Below are 15,305 nucleotides of genomic sequence, written 5' to 3'. Positions count from 1 at the left end.
GCTCTTGCCCCACCACTCGGCACCTCGTCTGGGCTCGGTGTGCCCGTAATCCGCCAGTGATTTGGGGGGCCGTCGCCACGCGCCATCCATGGCGCGGGGCGGCTAAACCGGCATCCCTGCCGGTTTACCCCCCCAAATCAGTGTCGAATTCCGGCCAGCGTGGTTTGACGGGGCGCCTAAGATCAAAAGCAGATCAAGAGCGGCTCGCTTCGCATCGTGGTTACCGTCGGCAGTGGCTACAAAAGTTGTGTAGATACCCATGCCGCGATGACGTCAGCCCGCGCACCACACGACTTCTGTTAAGGCGCCTGCATCAAATCGGGCTCTCAGATCCGGTCGCGGAATCGGCAGCGACGGTCGGAAGGGTAAATTGGGGGGGAGTGGGGAGCAGTCGGGAAAATGGATCTGTTCCTTTTAGCCTCAAGGCCTTCAATGATTGTTACTGCCTCGTCACAAAGAAAAGCCCGCAATGGCGGGCTCAGACTCGCTTTTTCGCCGTGTCGTAAATTTCGCTGTCACGACGAGCTCCGACAGCAATGATCAGAACCTCGATTCTCTTTCCATCGACCCGGTAGACGATTCGAGTTTCGCCTGTTCGGATTCTGCGACATCCAGCCAGGCTGCCACTTAAAGGTTTACCGCTTTTGTCAGGCTCGCCGTTTTCAACTCTGTCTTCAATCACATCAAGGATCCGGTTTGCCGCAGCAGAACCAAGCTTATCGAAGTCTTCTTCTGTATCCGGGTGGTATATGACGCTCCAAACCATCGCAAATCCTTAGTCTTTTTTGGCGTACCTGGCCCGCATATCGGCGTGGGAGATAGCGTTTTGTGGGTCGAAATTTGCCACCCGATCACGTGCCGTCGCTTCAATACGAAGGTCTTCAAGCTCATCAAGCATTTCTTGATAAGCCTGGACATTTACGATGACTGCTGCGGGCTCATTGTCTTTGAATACAACCAGACGATCGGTGGTGCGGCTCGATACCTCTTTGAGCTTCGTACTGAACCCTCGAACCATCGCGGTAACCGATACGGCCTGATCAGCTCGCTCAAGCAACGCTGCCATGACTGTTACTCCATACAAAACAGACATTGAAACACAGGAGTGCATACAATAAAGCGATAAATCCTGCGTGTTTAAGTACGTAAAGTATTGCGCAATACATCACGCGATTCAACCGTCAGATGAATGTATTTATGTGCGAAACGTCGCTGTTTTCCTGTCACCAAGGTTGCAGACCCTCCGGGCAGCAGTGTCAGCGCGCCTAGTGCCTTGAGGCTCTTATCCCACCTACCTACTGCCTCGGGACTTTGTGCGGGTGATGAGTCTGGACCAACGGTCTTGTAACCGGTTGGTCAATTACCTGGGCGCATATGCGTTTCAACGATCACCAATCCTCACGACGCTCCGAGTGCTGGTGAGGAATACGGAAGACCATTACACGGCCACCTTGCAAGCTATAGGTCGCTCGATACGGATACGTGGTGAGAATCAGCTCACGGAAATCGGGCGCTGGAGACGCTTTCCCTGCATTAGGAAAACGTTCCAGCATTTGCAGGTTTATTGATGTGATTAACGGCGAAGGGGCGGAGTTCACCCCCACAGTGACCGGTCATGTCTACGAGGGTTGGGCCGTTGATGTGTCAACGATCAACCACTTTAGAGTTAGAGTAGGTCCATGGTGGCCATGGAATCAGTCATGCGGTAGCCCATCGCTTTGTAACCAGCCTGGCGTTTATCCCACATTCTCATCAGTGCGACATTACCTTCGTCAATGAAGTCGATCACTTGCACGTCGGCCTTACCGGCATGTGATCGATGCAACCGCCCCGCATATTGCTGAAGGATTCCCTTCCATGAGATGGGCATTGCCAGCACCAGCGTGTCCAACGGCGGATGATCGAAGCCTTCACCTACTAGTTTTCCTGTTGCCAGCAGCACTCGTGGAGCATTAGGGGGAAGGGACTCAAGCTCATGCATACGGGAAATCCGCTGTTTCTTAGGCACTCGCCCATGAAGCGTGAAAAGGTTATGCACGCGCTGCTTCAATTCTAATTCAAGGGCATCCACATGTTCCGTCCGCTCCGTTAGCACTAGAATTTTTCTACCCTCGTTGTACGCCAGCTCAATCTCCGAGACGATTTTGGCTGTCCGCTCAGAGTCGTCGGCTAGACGCCGAAAAACGTCCTGAATCCCAAAGCCGTCGGGGACCACTATTGGTTTGGGCAGCAATCGAGGCACGACAGATAGGTCATGGGGCGCACTCGTTGGTCGAGCAGCAGAATGTCGGATCGGTCCGCACTGCATGAAAATAATGGGCTGCTGCCCATCTCGGCGCACTGGGGTTGCTGTGAGTCCCAGTATGTACCGCGCGCGCGCGCTCCTCAGTAGTGCCTCGAATGACACTGCTGATAGGTGATGACACTCATCAACGATGATCTGGCCGTAATTTTTTACCTGATCGCTGATCTCGCCTTTTCGCGATAACGACTGCATTACGGCAATGTCGATGATGCCGGTAAGCTTCGCTTTTCCGCCCCCAAGAGTACCAACGACACCATTCCCGACTCCCAAGAACGCCTGCAAGCGCTCTTGCCACTGCCTTAACAGTTCCGTCCGATGCACAAGCACCAACGTGTTAATGCCACGTGCGGCAATTAACGCAGCAGCACTCACCGTTTTACCGAAAGCTGTCGGTGCGCAGAGGATACCGGTGTCATGACTTAGCATTGTGCTGACAGCAGCCTCTTGGTCAGAACGCAGGGTCCCGAGAAAGCTCACGTCGATGGGGTCGCCCGCGAAGCGTTCGTCTTTAAGAATAGGGGTAACCCCGTTTTCCTCTAAAAGCTCCAGCGCAGCATCCAAACAGCCACGTGGTAACGCAATATATTTGGGGAAGTTCTGGGCACAGCCGATAATCCTTGGCTTGTTCCACACTGACATGCGCATGGCCTGAGCTTTGTAGAACTCAGGATTTTGAAAGGCAGCGAGCCGGCCAAGCTGGTTTGCCAATGGCTGTGGCAATTCCGACTTTTCAAAGTAAATTAAGTTAGCCAGCGTGATGTTGACAGCAGCAGGCAACGGGCATGTCAATTTACGTGATCTCGATTCACGATCTTTCCAAGGTTCTGCATCACCTTCGTCATCGACATAGGCGACCCCTAGAGGGTCCCGATTACCCATCGCCTGGATAATAACGGGCTGGATATCTTCTGGACTCATGCGCTGAATCGATGCCAGGAAGGCCCATTGATCAGGATGAGGCTCAAGCGAGTCGTTTACAAAAACGCTATTGTTTTGGGCCCTGGCCCGCTTTTGTAAAGGGAGCGCGATGAGATTTCCAAAGCCGCCTTTGGGCATATAGTCCTGGTTTGGAAACAGTCGATCATAGGAGCTGAGCGCCAACTGGCGGGTGCGTTCACAGGCATGACTGATAATTGCGGCCCCGAGGCGGCGCGCATCGCAGGCAGGAACATTACGCTCAAAGAAAACCCAGGCATGAGCCCCTTGGCCTGAGCGCGATATTTCCAGCGCCACCGGGACGTTCAGCTCATGGCATGACTGCACAAAAGCTTTGGAATCATCACGCCATTCGGCCTCATCGAAGTCGACTGCCAAAAAATAACAAGTGTCATCAGAGAGTAGGGGGTAGATACCAACGACCACTTCGCCCGCCAGATGGCGATAGACCACCTCATCGGTCAGCGGAAGCAGCTGGCGGTTACCGCAGTCGCCACATTTAATTCGGGGCTTCTCACAAACGCCAGGCCTCCATTCGTTTGCGCAAGCGGGTGCGTATCCTGATTTGCCTGCCTTGCTTTCCCAGCGGAGGGGATAAACGTCCGTTCGACCACGAAACAAGCTTCGGAATAGGGCAAGCTTTCCATCAGTACCGAGTTGCTGTGATTGTTCTGCTTGGACAAGCGCTATCTTGACTGGCACAACTGGTCGGCGCCATTCGATGCCATGAGCATCCAGCAAGGCAACCAATCTTGCATTCTCAGTCCTTAACTTCGCCACCAGACTAGTATCTTTCACCGCCTACAGTCCCTACTTCTCAGGTGAAGCCTGTAGCGTCAAGCTACAACTCCCAGTCCCATCAATGAAATATAGACCAGGTCGCCTCTCAGAAATGTCTTTTTACCCGTGCGGCGCAGGCCAGAAAAAAAGGCTTGAGCGTAAGTTGGCATTAAGCACGCCAGGGTTCAGAAGCTTGTTTGCCATCGACTCAGCCAATTCAGGGTGCTGAGATCTGCTGAGAATGCAATTATCCTTATTGCCAGCCCATAATTGAGTATAAAGCTCTTGAGGTGGGCCTGTGGAACCTAACAGATTCGGTGGCCGAGGGGCATCATGGCGGCCGCGCGCGGGTAGAATATTAATGTGGCAGAAACAACAAAGCCCCCACATTTCTGTGGAGGCTTTGTTTTGTATGGTGCCGGCACCAGGAGTCGAACCCGGGACCTACTGATTACAAGTCCAACCCGATGTCCGGTATCCATTGGCAAAGCGCGTAGTGTCTACGATTTTCTGTCATATATGGGAAATGTGAGGCTGATTCTCCCGGTGGCTGTGGACACTTTGTGGACACTTTTTCTGCTTTGGGCTTCACACTTCTTCCAAAGATTTCGCTGCGTGACACTCTCAGGTAGTCCGGTTCTGGCGCTGATTCGCTTGGGTTGAGCTGCCATTTCTGAGTTTTTGTGATTTCGTAAAATGACCACGTGCGGCCCGTCGGCGGGAGGGGGAAAAGTGCTTTCTTAGCCCCGATTGATAAGCAATGGGGGTACGCTTGGTCAGAAAGGCCGTTTTAGGCTTAAAGTGAAGCGTTTTTAGTTGTCGAGGAGAAAGTATGTCTAGAGAATGGATTGATGAATTAATGCAGCTAATTGGTACCCGCTCGATGTCTCTTGAGAGAATTTCGGCGGCTCAGAGTTTGAAATTTGATCACTTCCCTAATTCGTTGTTTAAGTTTAGAGAGGTAAACGATTACTCGTTGAATAATCTTGAAAGTTCTACATTGCATTTGACTTTCGCTAGTAACTTTAATGATCCATATGATTCGGCAGTAGATTTTGATCCTAGCTTTGGAGTTTCACATGTTGAATCCTTGCTTAATCATGTTGAAGAGATTTCAGAAGCGGATCGTCAGAATATTTTGACCGCTAAAGATCCGATGTTAGAAATGCTTAGATATATCCCGGCTCAAATGAATGAGTCTGAGCTTAGCAAGCGTGAGATAGAAGCTATTTGCGAGGTTTTAAGGATGAGCCATGCGAAGTTAGCAGTTGATATGGTGAGCCAAATGAATACTCGGCTTCAAAACTCCTACAAGATCTGCTCATTAACAGAGAGGCTTAATTCTTTGCCCCTTTGGGCCCACTACGCCAAAAATCATACCGGGTTTGCCATGGAGTATGATTTCAAAGGTCTGTCGCCTAAGAATCTTTTGGGGTTGTCTTTATGGCCCGTCATATATAGTGGAGTATTTAACGCCTCCGACGTTCTTCGGGGTGAGATCCCTCGAAAGAACTTTAATAACCTATTTGGCTTGGTTGCGGCGCTTCATAAATCTCCTGACTGGGCATACGAGGAGGAATGGCGCTTAGTGTTGGTGGATGGGCCGGAGTACCCTGCTAGAAATCTTATTGCTCCGCTTAAGGCCGTATACCTTGGTTCGAAGATCAGTGAGAAAGATGAAGAGCGTGTTGTCTGTGCCGCGCGGGCGGCTGGTGTGCCTGTACTTCGGATGCGTTTGGTCCCACACAAATTCTCTATGGAAGCGGTGTCTGCGGGACTGTGAAAAAATGAGAGGGCTAAAGGAGGTTGTTGATTAATTGGAGGCATGAGTTGCCAAGAGACAATAAATAACCCACTATCGCTAGAGCTATAGCGGGTTTGGCATCGCGTCGTAAGTGGCTATCGAAGCGGCAGCATCAGCGTAATGGGCGAGAGTCCCGGACACGGTATAAATCCTGCGTACTTGATGTAAAAGCTCGACAGGCGTTCGTTCAGAGGGTGAACAATCAAGGCGGTCGAGCCAATCGTATTGGAGGCGCTGATTGCTCGCTCAATAGCATCTTGCAGGAGGTCGATAGCGAATCCTTGCCCCTGAGCTGCTTGAGTGATTCCCATACGACCCAGCAGTGTCACTGGATGAACGTTTGGTGAATTCCGTTGGTGGCTTTTCGGAACGACATTCGCGCGCGCAATGGAGCCGCTCGACAAGGAGTAGTAACCCATGACAATCAAGGTATCCTTGCGGCAGACAACGTAAATGACAGCTTGTTTGGCCGCTTGTGCTTTGCGCGCCTGCCTTTGGAGGTAGTCGTCAATGGACGGTTCACCCGAATCGAACTGATCCAAGATGTGCTCGTCGGTCAGCTTTTGCGGAGCACTTAGCTCCACCGTTTGGGTCTTTCGAGAAGTTGACGTAGGCATTCGTTACCTCGTATCGGGTTGGCTTCCATGGCCTGTTCGAATGCGTCAAATGCTATGTCGTCGAGAAGGAACAAGCGCTTATCCAGGATGACTTCTTCTGCTTTTTGGCAAGCAGCTTCCAAGATAAAGCTGGTTCGGTCGCGACCGGACATGGCAGCTGCCAGATCGATCAGGTTCCGTTTTCTTTCGTCCGCACGCATGTTGATCGCCACGGGCTTTGTTTTTTCAATGCTTTCAATAGTTACCGTCATGTTCCGTTCCCGCCTTGGAGTATTACGTGTGTGTGTAGAGGCCTCCTTATCGCTTTAGTGCGTCAAACTTCTGTTTTGTGTTTTTCATGGATGGATACCTTTGAGATGCCTCAGTGATTCGCTTGATGTGATCTCTCGTTTGAGAGATCTAACATTTGAGTTTTCAGGCCATGAAGGTGGCCTCGCGAGGAATTTTACAGTCTCGTGTATCTTTTGTCTATGCGTGTGTATCTTTGTGATATACGGACTCTTCGGCGATTGTGCCGTTCAGCACCCTGTATATTTGCATCAGAACCCGAGCGCCCTCATCCGATCAGGCCTCGATGAGCGACCGGAATAATTTCCTCAACGCCGCTTGCTCCGTCAGCCGCTGCGCAAAAAATTTGAATCATCCTTCTTTAAACGAGCCCTGGGACAGTGGCTCATTCGATGAGTGAAAAAATCCCCCGGTGCGTTGATTCTGCCCCCTTTGGAGGGGCAGAAAGGGCCATTTGATCTGCGCCAAGGGTGGGTGGATTGCCAGTGTGAGCATCTCCCAGCAGTCGTTCTCTACAAGGCTTGAGTTTTCGGCGATGTGGCAGGTGATGCCAGCTTTTGGAATTCGCATGATGGCGATTGGACGAGAATGAACACGTAGTGAGAGGTGGGTGTAGCAGGGGAAAGCGCTCCATGAAGAGCAATGAAGGCGGTTAGCAGAGTTATTACTTCAGCCAGAAAATGTAAGATTTTTTTAAGCCTTCGCATGATCGGTTGTTCCAATTTGAATGAGGAACAACTCATTTACAGTTTTGAAATCGGGGGATTGCACAGCGTTTTTGCTGGGGTTTCGGTTACCGCAGCGGCTGATGCTGCGGCCCGCGATTTTTCAGAAATTGTCCGGCATCCCCCTAATGAATATCGCGCCAAAGATGGCGGTCTCGTCATCTGCCCAGAGATAATTCCTATAGCCAGCAATTTATTCGAGCAGCCATGATTAGGATCCGCTGGCGTTACATCCCGTACTCAGCATCTAAAAGGAATTTCGAAATGATCCGAGTGATGGTCTCTCTAGACCTTATGAACGCCGAGCCTCGGCGTGACGATTTTTACAAGCTGCTCGCCACCAAGGGCTGGGTCAAATTGGCTCACGTGGATACGGTTTGGACGTTCAGCACACCGGGTCATTCCAAGCAGGACGAACTCAACGCAATGGCAGATATCGCCGAGGTGCTGACCGAGGCCGCAATCGAGTTCAAGCCCACACGCATCAATTATGTTGCCCAGATTGGAAACAACGTTGCCATTGAACGGGTTGTTGAAAAAAGGCGTAACCAATACTGTGCCTTTGACGCTGTGTAGCTAAGGCCGATCGCGTCCGCTTAATAGTAGGCGGACGCATTTTTTAGAAATCAAGGGGGACCGCTCTCGTGCCCTCCACCGCCCCCCGTCCAACCCATCCCGCCACCTGCTTAACAACGGCACTTCCGGCATGTATGCACCCGCGCGGTGTGGAAGGACGGCCTGTCATCCATAGCCGATTTCCAATTGGGGCATTACGCGTAGTAGATAAAACAATATGTCCGATCTGCTGCGGGCTCTCCCACTTTTTTCCGCTTTTTCCAAGTTCATGAGCTGAGTCGTATAAGGGTATGGTAAATTGCCATCATCTGAATGGAACTCGACCTCGGTGAGGCTTATGTCATTTGAACTAACCAAAGAAGAATTTCTGAAATTAGCTAATATTTCAGAAGAGGTTTTCACGAGCGCAAAAATTGATTGGGAGGTGCTTGTAGCGATTGCGTCGGATTATCAGGATAGCCATCAAGCGCTCGAGAGCGTCGCTGAGCAGGTTTCATCTAGGATTCGAACGTTCTTTGGTGTGCATTCAGTTCGCTGGAGGATTAAAGATACTTTGCACCTTTTGAAGAAAATAATTCGTAAGCGTGCCGAAAATGAACCTAAGCCCAAGTGGATGGATTTAAATTCATCAAATTATCTTTCCGTCGTAACAGACTTAATCGGTGTGCGGGCGCTGCATCTCTTTCGTAATGAATGCCTAGTAATTGATGATGCAATTCGTGAAACTTGGAATTTGGCAGAGCCGGTAATAATTTTCAAACGTGACGGTGATCGCATCCAACATGATATGGTCGAGCGAGGAGGGAAGGAAACGGTACATGAGGCAGGGTATCGTTCAATTCATTATATTGCTCAGACACAGCCTGAAAAAACCGAATTTTTGGTGGAGATTCAGGTGCGTACTATCTTTCAAGAGGGGTGGAGTGAGATAGACCATAGAGTTAAATATCCAGATTACTCTGACAATCCTCAGCTTGCTGTTTTTTTAAGCGTATTTAATGGCCTGGCTGGGAGTGCAGATGAAATGGGGTCTTTTGTTCAGGAGTTAACAAAAATACTCCAGGCGAGTGAGCAGGCAAACTTAGGTCGGGAGTTAGCTATAGCGGAGCGTGATAAGACGCTTTTGGATATGAATGAGAATCTGCAGGACTATGAGAAGTTGCGAAAAGAGCAGCCAAAAGGCAAAGCAACTATTAAGCAGCTGGAAGCGCAGAATGAGAAGTTTCAATCCGTGATTGAAAATCTCAAAGAGGATTTGGAGAAGCTAAATTCGGCCTCATATAAAAATCGAAAGGCTTTGAGTGGCCTCGGTATAAGCGGATTTTTTAATCCTAATATTCTTTCGATTGGTTCAAGCTTGAGCAACATGATGAGCGCCTCTGAGCTGTTGGCAAAAAATGGTTTGGGTTTGCCAGAACTGCCAACATCACTTTCTATCTCTGGATTAGGCTCACAGAATATTGAGAATCTAAAGCAATTGCGTAAAGAGCTGAATTTACCGAAAGGGCCACGTGAACCTGATGACGCGTAGTTTTAGGCTTCGCTCGCTTTGAATCTGATTTAAGAGCTATAACCCTCAGCCTACGCTGGGCGGGCGCGATTACGCGCGTCCGCTCATCCGAAGTGCTCTCATTGCCATGCATGTAGAAGGTCAGTGGCTCTGAATCAACCCCCGCCCAACCCACTCCGCCACCTGCGTAACAACGGCATTTCCGGCACCAAAAGCCTCCGCAAGGTTGGCCGCATCCAATCCGAGGCAAAACCCATCATCCTCAGACGCTCGCTGCCGCTCAACCATCTGATCCCATCCGTTCGGCTCAGCGACGAAAGTGGTACAGCCCATAGAGATCTGCGATCCGGCTTTGTTTGCCAATAAAGTATTGGCAGCCCAGGCATCCGCGGGCCGTGGCCAGTGCTGCGATTGAGACGCTGGAGATATTGCGTCCACTGGCGCGGCGTCAGCCAGGAGCTGGATGGGGGGCATTTGTCGATAACCGGCGACCAGGAATACGCGGCGACGTTGCTGGGGGACTCCGAAATATTGAGCATTAAGCACTCGCCAAAATCCCACATACCCGCAGTCCGCAAGGGCCCGGATGACTGTCTCAAAGTCGCGGCTATCGTTGACAGCGAGCAGGTTAACGACGTTCTCAAGGACCACCCAGCGAGGTTGTGTTTCTTTGAGGATTCGTATGACTTCCCAAAACAATCCGCTGCGCTCGCCTTGCAGACCTCGGCTGGCGCGGTTGCTCTCTCGGCAGCCGGCGACGCTGATGTCCTGGCAGGGGAAGCCGGCAGTGATGACATCGACGGCTGACAGGTTGTGAGCGCCGCACTGGCGCACGTCTTCAAATTGGCGTGCATGGGGAAATCGATCGGCAAGCACAGTCCGGTTGATGGGGTTGAGCTCGACTTGCCAGGCGGTGCGGTATCCGGCGTTTTCAAATCCGACATCAAAGCCTCCGATGCCTGCAAACAGGCTTCCAATGGTGGGTTGGTGCATTCATTCACTCGGTGATGGGTTTTAGTTGTGCGGCCTGCACCGTGGCAGACGCTGCATGTGTGGTGAATTCACCCGCGTTATCCGGTGGAGGTGTCGGGCCGTGTTTGTGTGCGGCGATAGCAATATTCATCTGCTGTACCAGCTCGATCAGGTCGCCCACCACCTGCAGCACGTTGACCGCCTCGGAGCCGAGCCAGGTCTTGGTCGCCACCAAACGTTGACCGACCGCCGCCATGCTTTCGCGCACGCCCTGGATCTGCTCGCGCATGTCGCCCCCCACGGTCGTGTTGTGCTCTTGCCCCACCACCAGATTCAAATCCCGCCCGGTGGCTATGTGTAGGTCATCTATCGCCGCCAGGCTGGCCGACCCACCCGATAGCAGTTTCACTGCCCCCAGCGCCTCGACCGTCTTGATCCCGCCGACCAACTCCGTGCTGTGGTCATTCACCTCCACGGTGCTGACTTGATAGCGTTCTGCGTTATCGAGCGCCTGGACCTGTCGTTCGCTGGCTTGATCGGTGATCCGGGCGTCGGTTATTCGCAACCAATTCCCCTCGGCATCCGCTCTCTGTTGCGTCGCCTCACTGTGTTGCCACACCTGATCCCCTCTCGGCACCCGGGGCAAACTCAACCCATGCGGTAAGGTCTGCAAAATGAACGGCTTGTTTGGCAGCCCATACGCAAAGCTGACCACCACAACGGTGCCTTCCTGGGGAAACCCATAAAAGCCCATCTCCGCACCGCCGGCGGGAACTGGCAGGGCAACGCCCAGCAGAGGGGGCAAATCGGCAGCCACTTCACCGTCCGGGCCCAGCACTTCAAGGTCGACGGCATAGCGCGGCCGAAAGTCGTCGCACAGCCCGGCACCGGCAGGCGGATCCGTTACGGCCAGCACGCGGGCAAAACGCGGCAGGTGATAGGCGCCGGCCAGTTCCGGGAAGCGGCGTTCAACGATGCGGGTTACGGCTTCTTCCACTTGAGCACCATTTGCGTACCAGTCAGCGTTACGGCGGTGATGCGCTGATGTTGGTTGATCATTGCGCCAGGGCGCAGGCCGGGGAGGGCGGCGATCTCGGCGCTTTGGCCGCTCTGATAACTGTCGAACAGCTCGACGGGCAGTTGCAGCGCCGGGCGCACACCCCAGTAGCTGTCGGCCCAACTGCCGACGAACACCTCGCCGTCGCCCTGTTGGTGCCAGATAAAGTCGGGGATGTTGAACACGTGGGCCATGCTATGCATGGCTTGAACGCCGCCGCCTAGGGAATAGAAGTAGGGCACACGCACACGTGCGTACGGCGCATCCGGCACCCGAAACCGCAGACCGGTCACGCGGCTTACTTCGACCAGCACGGCACGAAGGTCCACATGCCGCAAGGCCATGGGCAACGGGTAATCGAGCACGGCCGCGAGCTCCCGGCAGAACAGCAGCTGTTCCTGGCTATTGGCCGTGGTGCAGCGCTCTACGTAGCCGACGAAGTGCCGGTGAAGTGACTTGTCGTTGTAGCCTAGGTCGAGTGTCACCAGTCCGCGCTGGGCTGCGGGGGATTTGATCGTGAAGCTGGCGCGGCCTGGGGCGCGCAGCTCCAGCCTGACATCGTGCTGCACCAGGTCAAAGGGCTGGCCGTTTATCCTTACCGTTATATGTGGCTTCAAGATACGGGGCCCACGTAGTCGTCTACGCGCTTCAAAATCTGCTCCAACCCGCTCAACTCAGACGCATCCGATTCTGCCGATGAAGCCGCCACGCTGACCCCGGTGCCGCCTTGCTGTTGCACGTTTTTATCAGGTCGCCGCGTTTCCACCCGCTCCGGATTCGACAGTCTCTCAGTCAGCGTAAACTGCACTCGCCACGCGGCCAGGTTGTCATCCTCCCGCACGGTGATCGTGTCGCTGAATATCACCTGCCGCACCCCGAACGCCTCGGCGGTGTCGTTGACCACCCGGTAAGTCTTGAGCTGCCCGCCACCCGCCGTGACTTCCGCCAAGCGCATGATCTCCACGAGGTGTTGCCGATCGCGATAAGGGATCAGCAGCGAAACCGTCAGCGCCTTGGGTTTGAACCCCTTGTGTGCGCTGTCAGTGTTACTGGTCTGCCCTGACAGATCGACGCTCTCGATCCTCAAGTTGGCTGTCACCTTCAACGACTTGCCATTGATCTTCTGGCCATCGAGCAACAGCGTCATAGGCCGACCAACTCCTGCACAAAGCTCATTCCGTCTTTCGGTCCGACCAGCAGCAGCCCTGCGCACGACACCCATTCATGGCCAGGCGAGGACCCCGATAATAACTGCCGGCGCAACTCGCCGCCGTTCCCTGGGCCGACGAAGCGGACGACCATGGCTGTGTCTGGAATGGGATTGGCCAGCTGATCCTGCAGGTCTTTCAATTGCTGATCCCGCGCCGCCGCCTGCCCCACCTTGCGCGCTGCCAAGGCAGACAAATCCTCCAGCGGCGAACTGTCCGCCGTGTAGCTTTCCAACGCCGCCAACTGCCCTGATAACGAACACTTTGCCGCCTGGGTGATAGTGCAGCGTTCCAACGGCAAAGTGCCCCAACTCGGAAGAGCTGCTGCGGTAGGCAACTCCCACTTTTCTGCCTCAAGCCGCGATAAGTACCGCGCTCGCTTCTCGGTGCGCTGCAACTCAGGTACCGGCATCAAGGCATTGAATCGCGCCAGCACATTTGCAAGCTGGTTATAGTCGGAGGATAAAAATATCAGCGCCAACGCGTAACCGCCCGCGCCATCTAGCAGCTTGTCCGCCAACAGCTGCAATAGGTTCGGTGCCGACAAAAAACGCTGATACCCACGCCCCTGACCTACACCGCACTGAAACGGGGTAATCACCATGCACGCAGGTGCCTGCCCCAACTGCCCAGCCATCGCCGCCCGCCCGGCCCCAACGGCGGCTTTTGCAGCGGGTCCCACTGGTCCTGGGTTAGTAGTGGCGAGTCCTTCCAGTTCAGCAAGCCGTTTGGCTGTGCCCACCAGCTCGGCGTCGGCCAACGCTTTGGCAGGCCCCAGCTCATCCATCCACTTAGTCGCATGGGCAGGCCAGCGCATGGTGACTGGTGACCAGGTATCGGTTTTGGTCTGCATATTCGGCCTCAGTACTTGATGCAAATTAGAAGGGCCTGGTTGATGGGGCGTGCTTCGTTGCCACCGGTGGAGTCGATGGTGATTGCATGGGTGTGGGCGCCGCTACCAGTCACATAGACGGAGTGCACATGCGCGCCCGCCGCGCCCACACTGACCCCGTGGCTATGGTTGCCGGCAAAATCAGTCGCGGAGGCCCAGCCAGCGGAGCCGTTAGCAGTCGTCAGGTTGGGGCCGCCGTTACCGACGTTGATGTTTTGTGCCCTGAAGTTACTGTGTTGGTGATTGCCCTGGGCGTCTGTAGTTGCAGTGTGTATGTGTTCACCCTGGGTATCTGTCGAAGCGTTGTGTACATGGTCGGGAGCAGCTTTTGCCAAGGCGTGATGTGTATGCGCCGCGTTCTGTCCTTGCTGGACAGTGCTTAACTGGCGCCCGGAATCCAATCCACGGTGATTGTCCCAACCTCGGATAAACATTCCTCGACTGTCACCGACGTTAAAGGTTGTGCTGCCATCTCCTGAGCCATATCGGGTCCCGATCACGGCAAACAACTTGGCGTAGGTCGTGCGTGACACGTCTGCACCATTGCGTTCAAGCCAGCCCGGGGGAGCCGTTTCTCTGTCGAACGCGGCCACCATGCCCACCATCGCATCACCTATTTGTTGGTTCAGCCGGTTCAGTGCAGCGGTTGAGGCCAGGATCTCGCTGCTGTTGGTGTTCGGGTCGTCGCTGATAGCGTTGGGCAGATTGCCCAGATCAACATCTTCTTTAGTGGTCGCCCGCGCTCGCAGTTCTTTGTAATCACCTTGCCGAAACGCAAATTGTTGCACCAACGGGCCACGAATGGGCTCTACGCTCCGTAAGTCCGTCACGGTCCGTGAGTCGGTCAGGTGCGCCAATGGAATCAGGTAATGCTGAATGCCTACGCGGTCTTTGTAATCAGCGAGGTTTTCGCCCCACGCGACCGACCACTGCACGCCAACGCTGTTTTCCTGGCGAATGAGTGCGACGTCCAGATAGGCCTTTGTCGGTAAACCGGGCGGCGTGATCGGGAAAGCAACTTCCCGCTCAACACGCATGCCTTCGATGTACGTCACTCCAGGTCGGAGCTGATAACCTTTTTCGAGCTTTGCCACCTGCAGACCGTCGCCAAAGAAACACGCCCGCCCATACACATCCAGATTCGCCAATCGTTCCCGCTCATCGATATCACGCAGGCGCACAGTAAAGTCGTGCTGCCACGTACTGGCATCAATGTTCACCTCCGTCAGCACCTGCGCCCCGTCAAACATCAACAGCATGTTGCGCGTAACGTTATTGCCCATCTTGTGTGGCGGAATGTTCTTTCGCTTTTGCTGTACCGGCACGTAGCCGACGACCAGCAATATTCCTTCGGCGCTTTCCAGCCCAATCCAGTTCCAGTCGAAGTCGCCAATATCGCTACCCATCATCAGGCTGTACACCACTTGATTGGGGTTCACGAAACCTTTTTGGGTGTAGTTCTGGGTGTGCATGATTTGCTCGGGAGGCGGCTTCTCCGCGTCTCGGTCTACCGGTCTCGAGGGATCCAGGTCCGGTACTAGGGCAAGCACAAAGCGACTGATCACTAGCACCTCATGGGCGGCCTGTTTTTTTGCAATCAGTTGTTCGCCGGCTCGGGTAATCATTACTGCCATG

At 53.7% G+C, this 15,305-nt stretch carries 15 protein-coding genes; 4 read left to right on the top strand and 11 right to left on the bottom strand.

The features are described 5' to 3' along the window. Positions 1 to 478: 478 nt before the first annotated feature. The 3 genes from JFT63_RS17965 to JFT63_RS17955 all read right to left on the bottom strand — a co-directional run bounded on the left by JFT63_RS17965 (position 479) and on the right by JFT63_RS17955 (position 4,039). Positions 479 to 766: a type II toxin-antitoxin system RelE family toxin gene (locus JFT63_RS17965; protein WP_198707571.1), complete on the bottom strand. Its 288-nt coding sequence runs from the start codon at positions 764 to 766 to the stop codon at positions 479 to 481. A 9-nt stretch (positions 767 to 775) separates the two neighbouring features. Further along, a complete protein-coding gene (locus tag JFT63_RS17960; protein ID WP_198707570.1) occupies positions 776 to 1,066 on the bottom strand; it encodes a type II toxin-antitoxin system Phd/YefM family antitoxin in 291 nt (96 codons plus the stop codon). A gap of 600 nt (positions 1,067 to 1,666) precedes the next feature. Then, a complete protein-coding gene (locus tag JFT63_RS17955; RefSeq protein ID WP_198844443.1) occupies positions 1,667 to 4,039 on the bottom strand; it encodes a TOTE conflict system archaeo-eukaryotic primase domain-containing protein in 2,373 nt (790 codons plus the stop codon). Positions 4,040 to 4,853: 814 nt separating this feature from the next. On the opposite strand from JFT63_RS17955, the gene JFT63_RS17950 reads away from it, so the two are divergent. Next, on the top strand, positions 4,854 to 5,804 hold the full coding sequence (locus JFT63_RS17950) for a DUF2971 domain-containing protein (RefSeq protein WP_198844442.1): 951 nt from the start codon (positions 4,854 to 4,856) through the stop codon (positions 5,802 to 5,804). A gap of 116 nt (positions 5,805 to 5,920) precedes the next feature. Here JFT63_RS17950 and JFT63_RS17945 read toward each other — a convergent pair whose 3' ends face one another. Both JFT63_RS17945 and JFT63_RS17940 read right to left on the bottom strand, forming a co-directional pair. After that, a complete protein-coding gene (locus tag JFT63_RS17945; protein ID WP_233102338.1) occupies positions 5,921 to 6,367 on the bottom strand; it encodes a hypothetical protein in 447 nt (148 codons plus the stop codon). 32 nt (positions 6,368 to 6,399) lie between these two features. Next, positions 6,400 to 6,693 carry a type II toxin-antitoxin system TacA family antitoxin gene (locus JFT63_RS17940; RefSeq protein ID WP_198844440.1) on the bottom strand — a complete coding sequence of 98 codons (294 nt, stop codon included), beginning with the start codon at positions 6,691 to 6,693 and terminating at the stop codon, positions 6,400 to 6,402. A 679-nt stretch (positions 6,694 to 7,372) separates the two neighbouring features. Here JFT63_RS17940 and JFT63_RS17935 point away from each other — a divergent pair. From JFT63_RS17935 to JFT63_RS17925, 3 genes are all read left to right on the top strand, one after another. After that, positions 7,373 to 7,666, top strand: a complete 294-nt coding sequence (locus JFT63_RS17935; RefSeq protein WP_198844439.1) for a hypothetical protein — start codon at positions 7,373 to 7,375, stop codon at positions 7,664 to 7,666. 53 nt (positions 7,667 to 7,719) lie between these two features. Then, positions 7,720 to 8,031, top strand: coding sequence for a hypothetical protein (locus JFT63_RS17930; RefSeq protein ID WP_198844438.1), 312 nt, complete (start codon positions 7,720 to 7,722; stop codon positions 8,029 to 8,031). A 337-nt stretch (positions 8,032 to 8,368) separates the two neighbouring features. Beyond that, positions 8,369 to 9,562, top strand: a complete 1,194-nt coding sequence (locus tag JFT63_RS17925) for a RelA/SpoT domain-containing protein (RefSeq protein ID WP_198844437.1) — start codon at positions 8,369 to 8,371, stop codon at positions 9,560 to 9,562. A gap of 120 nt (positions 9,563 to 9,682) precedes the next feature. Here JFT63_RS17925 and JFT63_RS17920 read toward each other — a convergent pair whose 3' ends face one another. The 6 genes from JFT63_RS17920 to JFT63_RS17895 are packed head-to-tail and all read right to left on the bottom strand — an operon-like array spanning position 9,683 to position 15,304. Beyond that, positions 9,683 to 10,534, bottom strand: coding sequence for a DNA cytosine methyltransferase (locus tag JFT63_RS17920; protein ID WP_198844436.1), 852 nt, complete (start codon positions 10,532 to 10,534; stop codon positions 9,683 to 9,685). Between the two features lie 4 nt (positions 10,535 to 10,538). Then, the gene (locus tag JFT63_RS17915) at positions 10,539 to 11,510 is read right to left on the bottom strand and encodes a hypothetical protein (RefSeq protein WP_198844435.1); all 972 of its coding nucleotides are present in this window, start codon (positions 11,508 to 11,510) and stop codon (positions 10,539 to 10,541) included. Continuing rightward, on the bottom strand, positions 11,495 to 12,187 hold the full coding sequence (locus tag JFT63_RS17910) for a hypothetical protein (protein WP_198844434.1): 693 nt from the start codon (positions 12,185 to 12,187) through the stop codon (positions 11,495 to 11,497). Before JFT63_RS17910 ends, JFT63_RS17915 begins: the two co-directional genes overlap by 16 nt. Further along, positions 12,184 to 12,717 carry a baseplate complex protein gene (locus tag JFT63_RS17905; RefSeq protein WP_198844433.1) on the bottom strand — a complete coding sequence of 178 codons (534 nt, stop codon included), beginning with the start codon at positions 12,715 to 12,717 and terminating at the stop codon, positions 12,184 to 12,186. The genes JFT63_RS17910 and JFT63_RS17905 overlap by 4 nt, the downstream gene beginning before the upstream one ends. Beyond that, positions 12,714 to 13,631 (bottom strand): hypothetical protein, encoded by a 918-nt coding sequence (locus tag JFT63_RS17900; protein ID WP_198844432.1) that lies wholly within the window; start codon positions 13,629 to 13,631, stop codon positions 12,714 to 12,716. The genes JFT63_RS17905 and JFT63_RS17900 overlap by 4 nt, the downstream gene beginning before the upstream one ends. Positions 13,632 to 13,639: 8 nt before the next feature. Beyond that, positions 13,640 to 15,304 (bottom strand): phage tail-collar fiber domain-containing protein, encoded by a 1,665-nt coding sequence (locus tag JFT63_RS17895; protein ID WP_198844431.1) that lies wholly within the window; start codon positions 15,302 to 15,304, stop codon positions 13,640 to 13,642. Between the last annotated feature and the right edge of the window lies 1 nt (position 15,305).

The sequence above is a fragment of the Pseudomonas sp. MF7453 genome (genome assembly GCF_016405455.1).
In the GTDB taxonomy this organism is placed as follows: domain Bacteria; phylum Pseudomonadota; class Gammaproteobacteria; order Pseudomonadales; family Pseudomonadaceae; genus Aquipseudomonas; species Aquipseudomonas paralactis.
The sequence above is the reverse complement of the archived record's forward strand: the minus strand, read 5'-3'. Positions and strand labels throughout refer to the sequence as shown.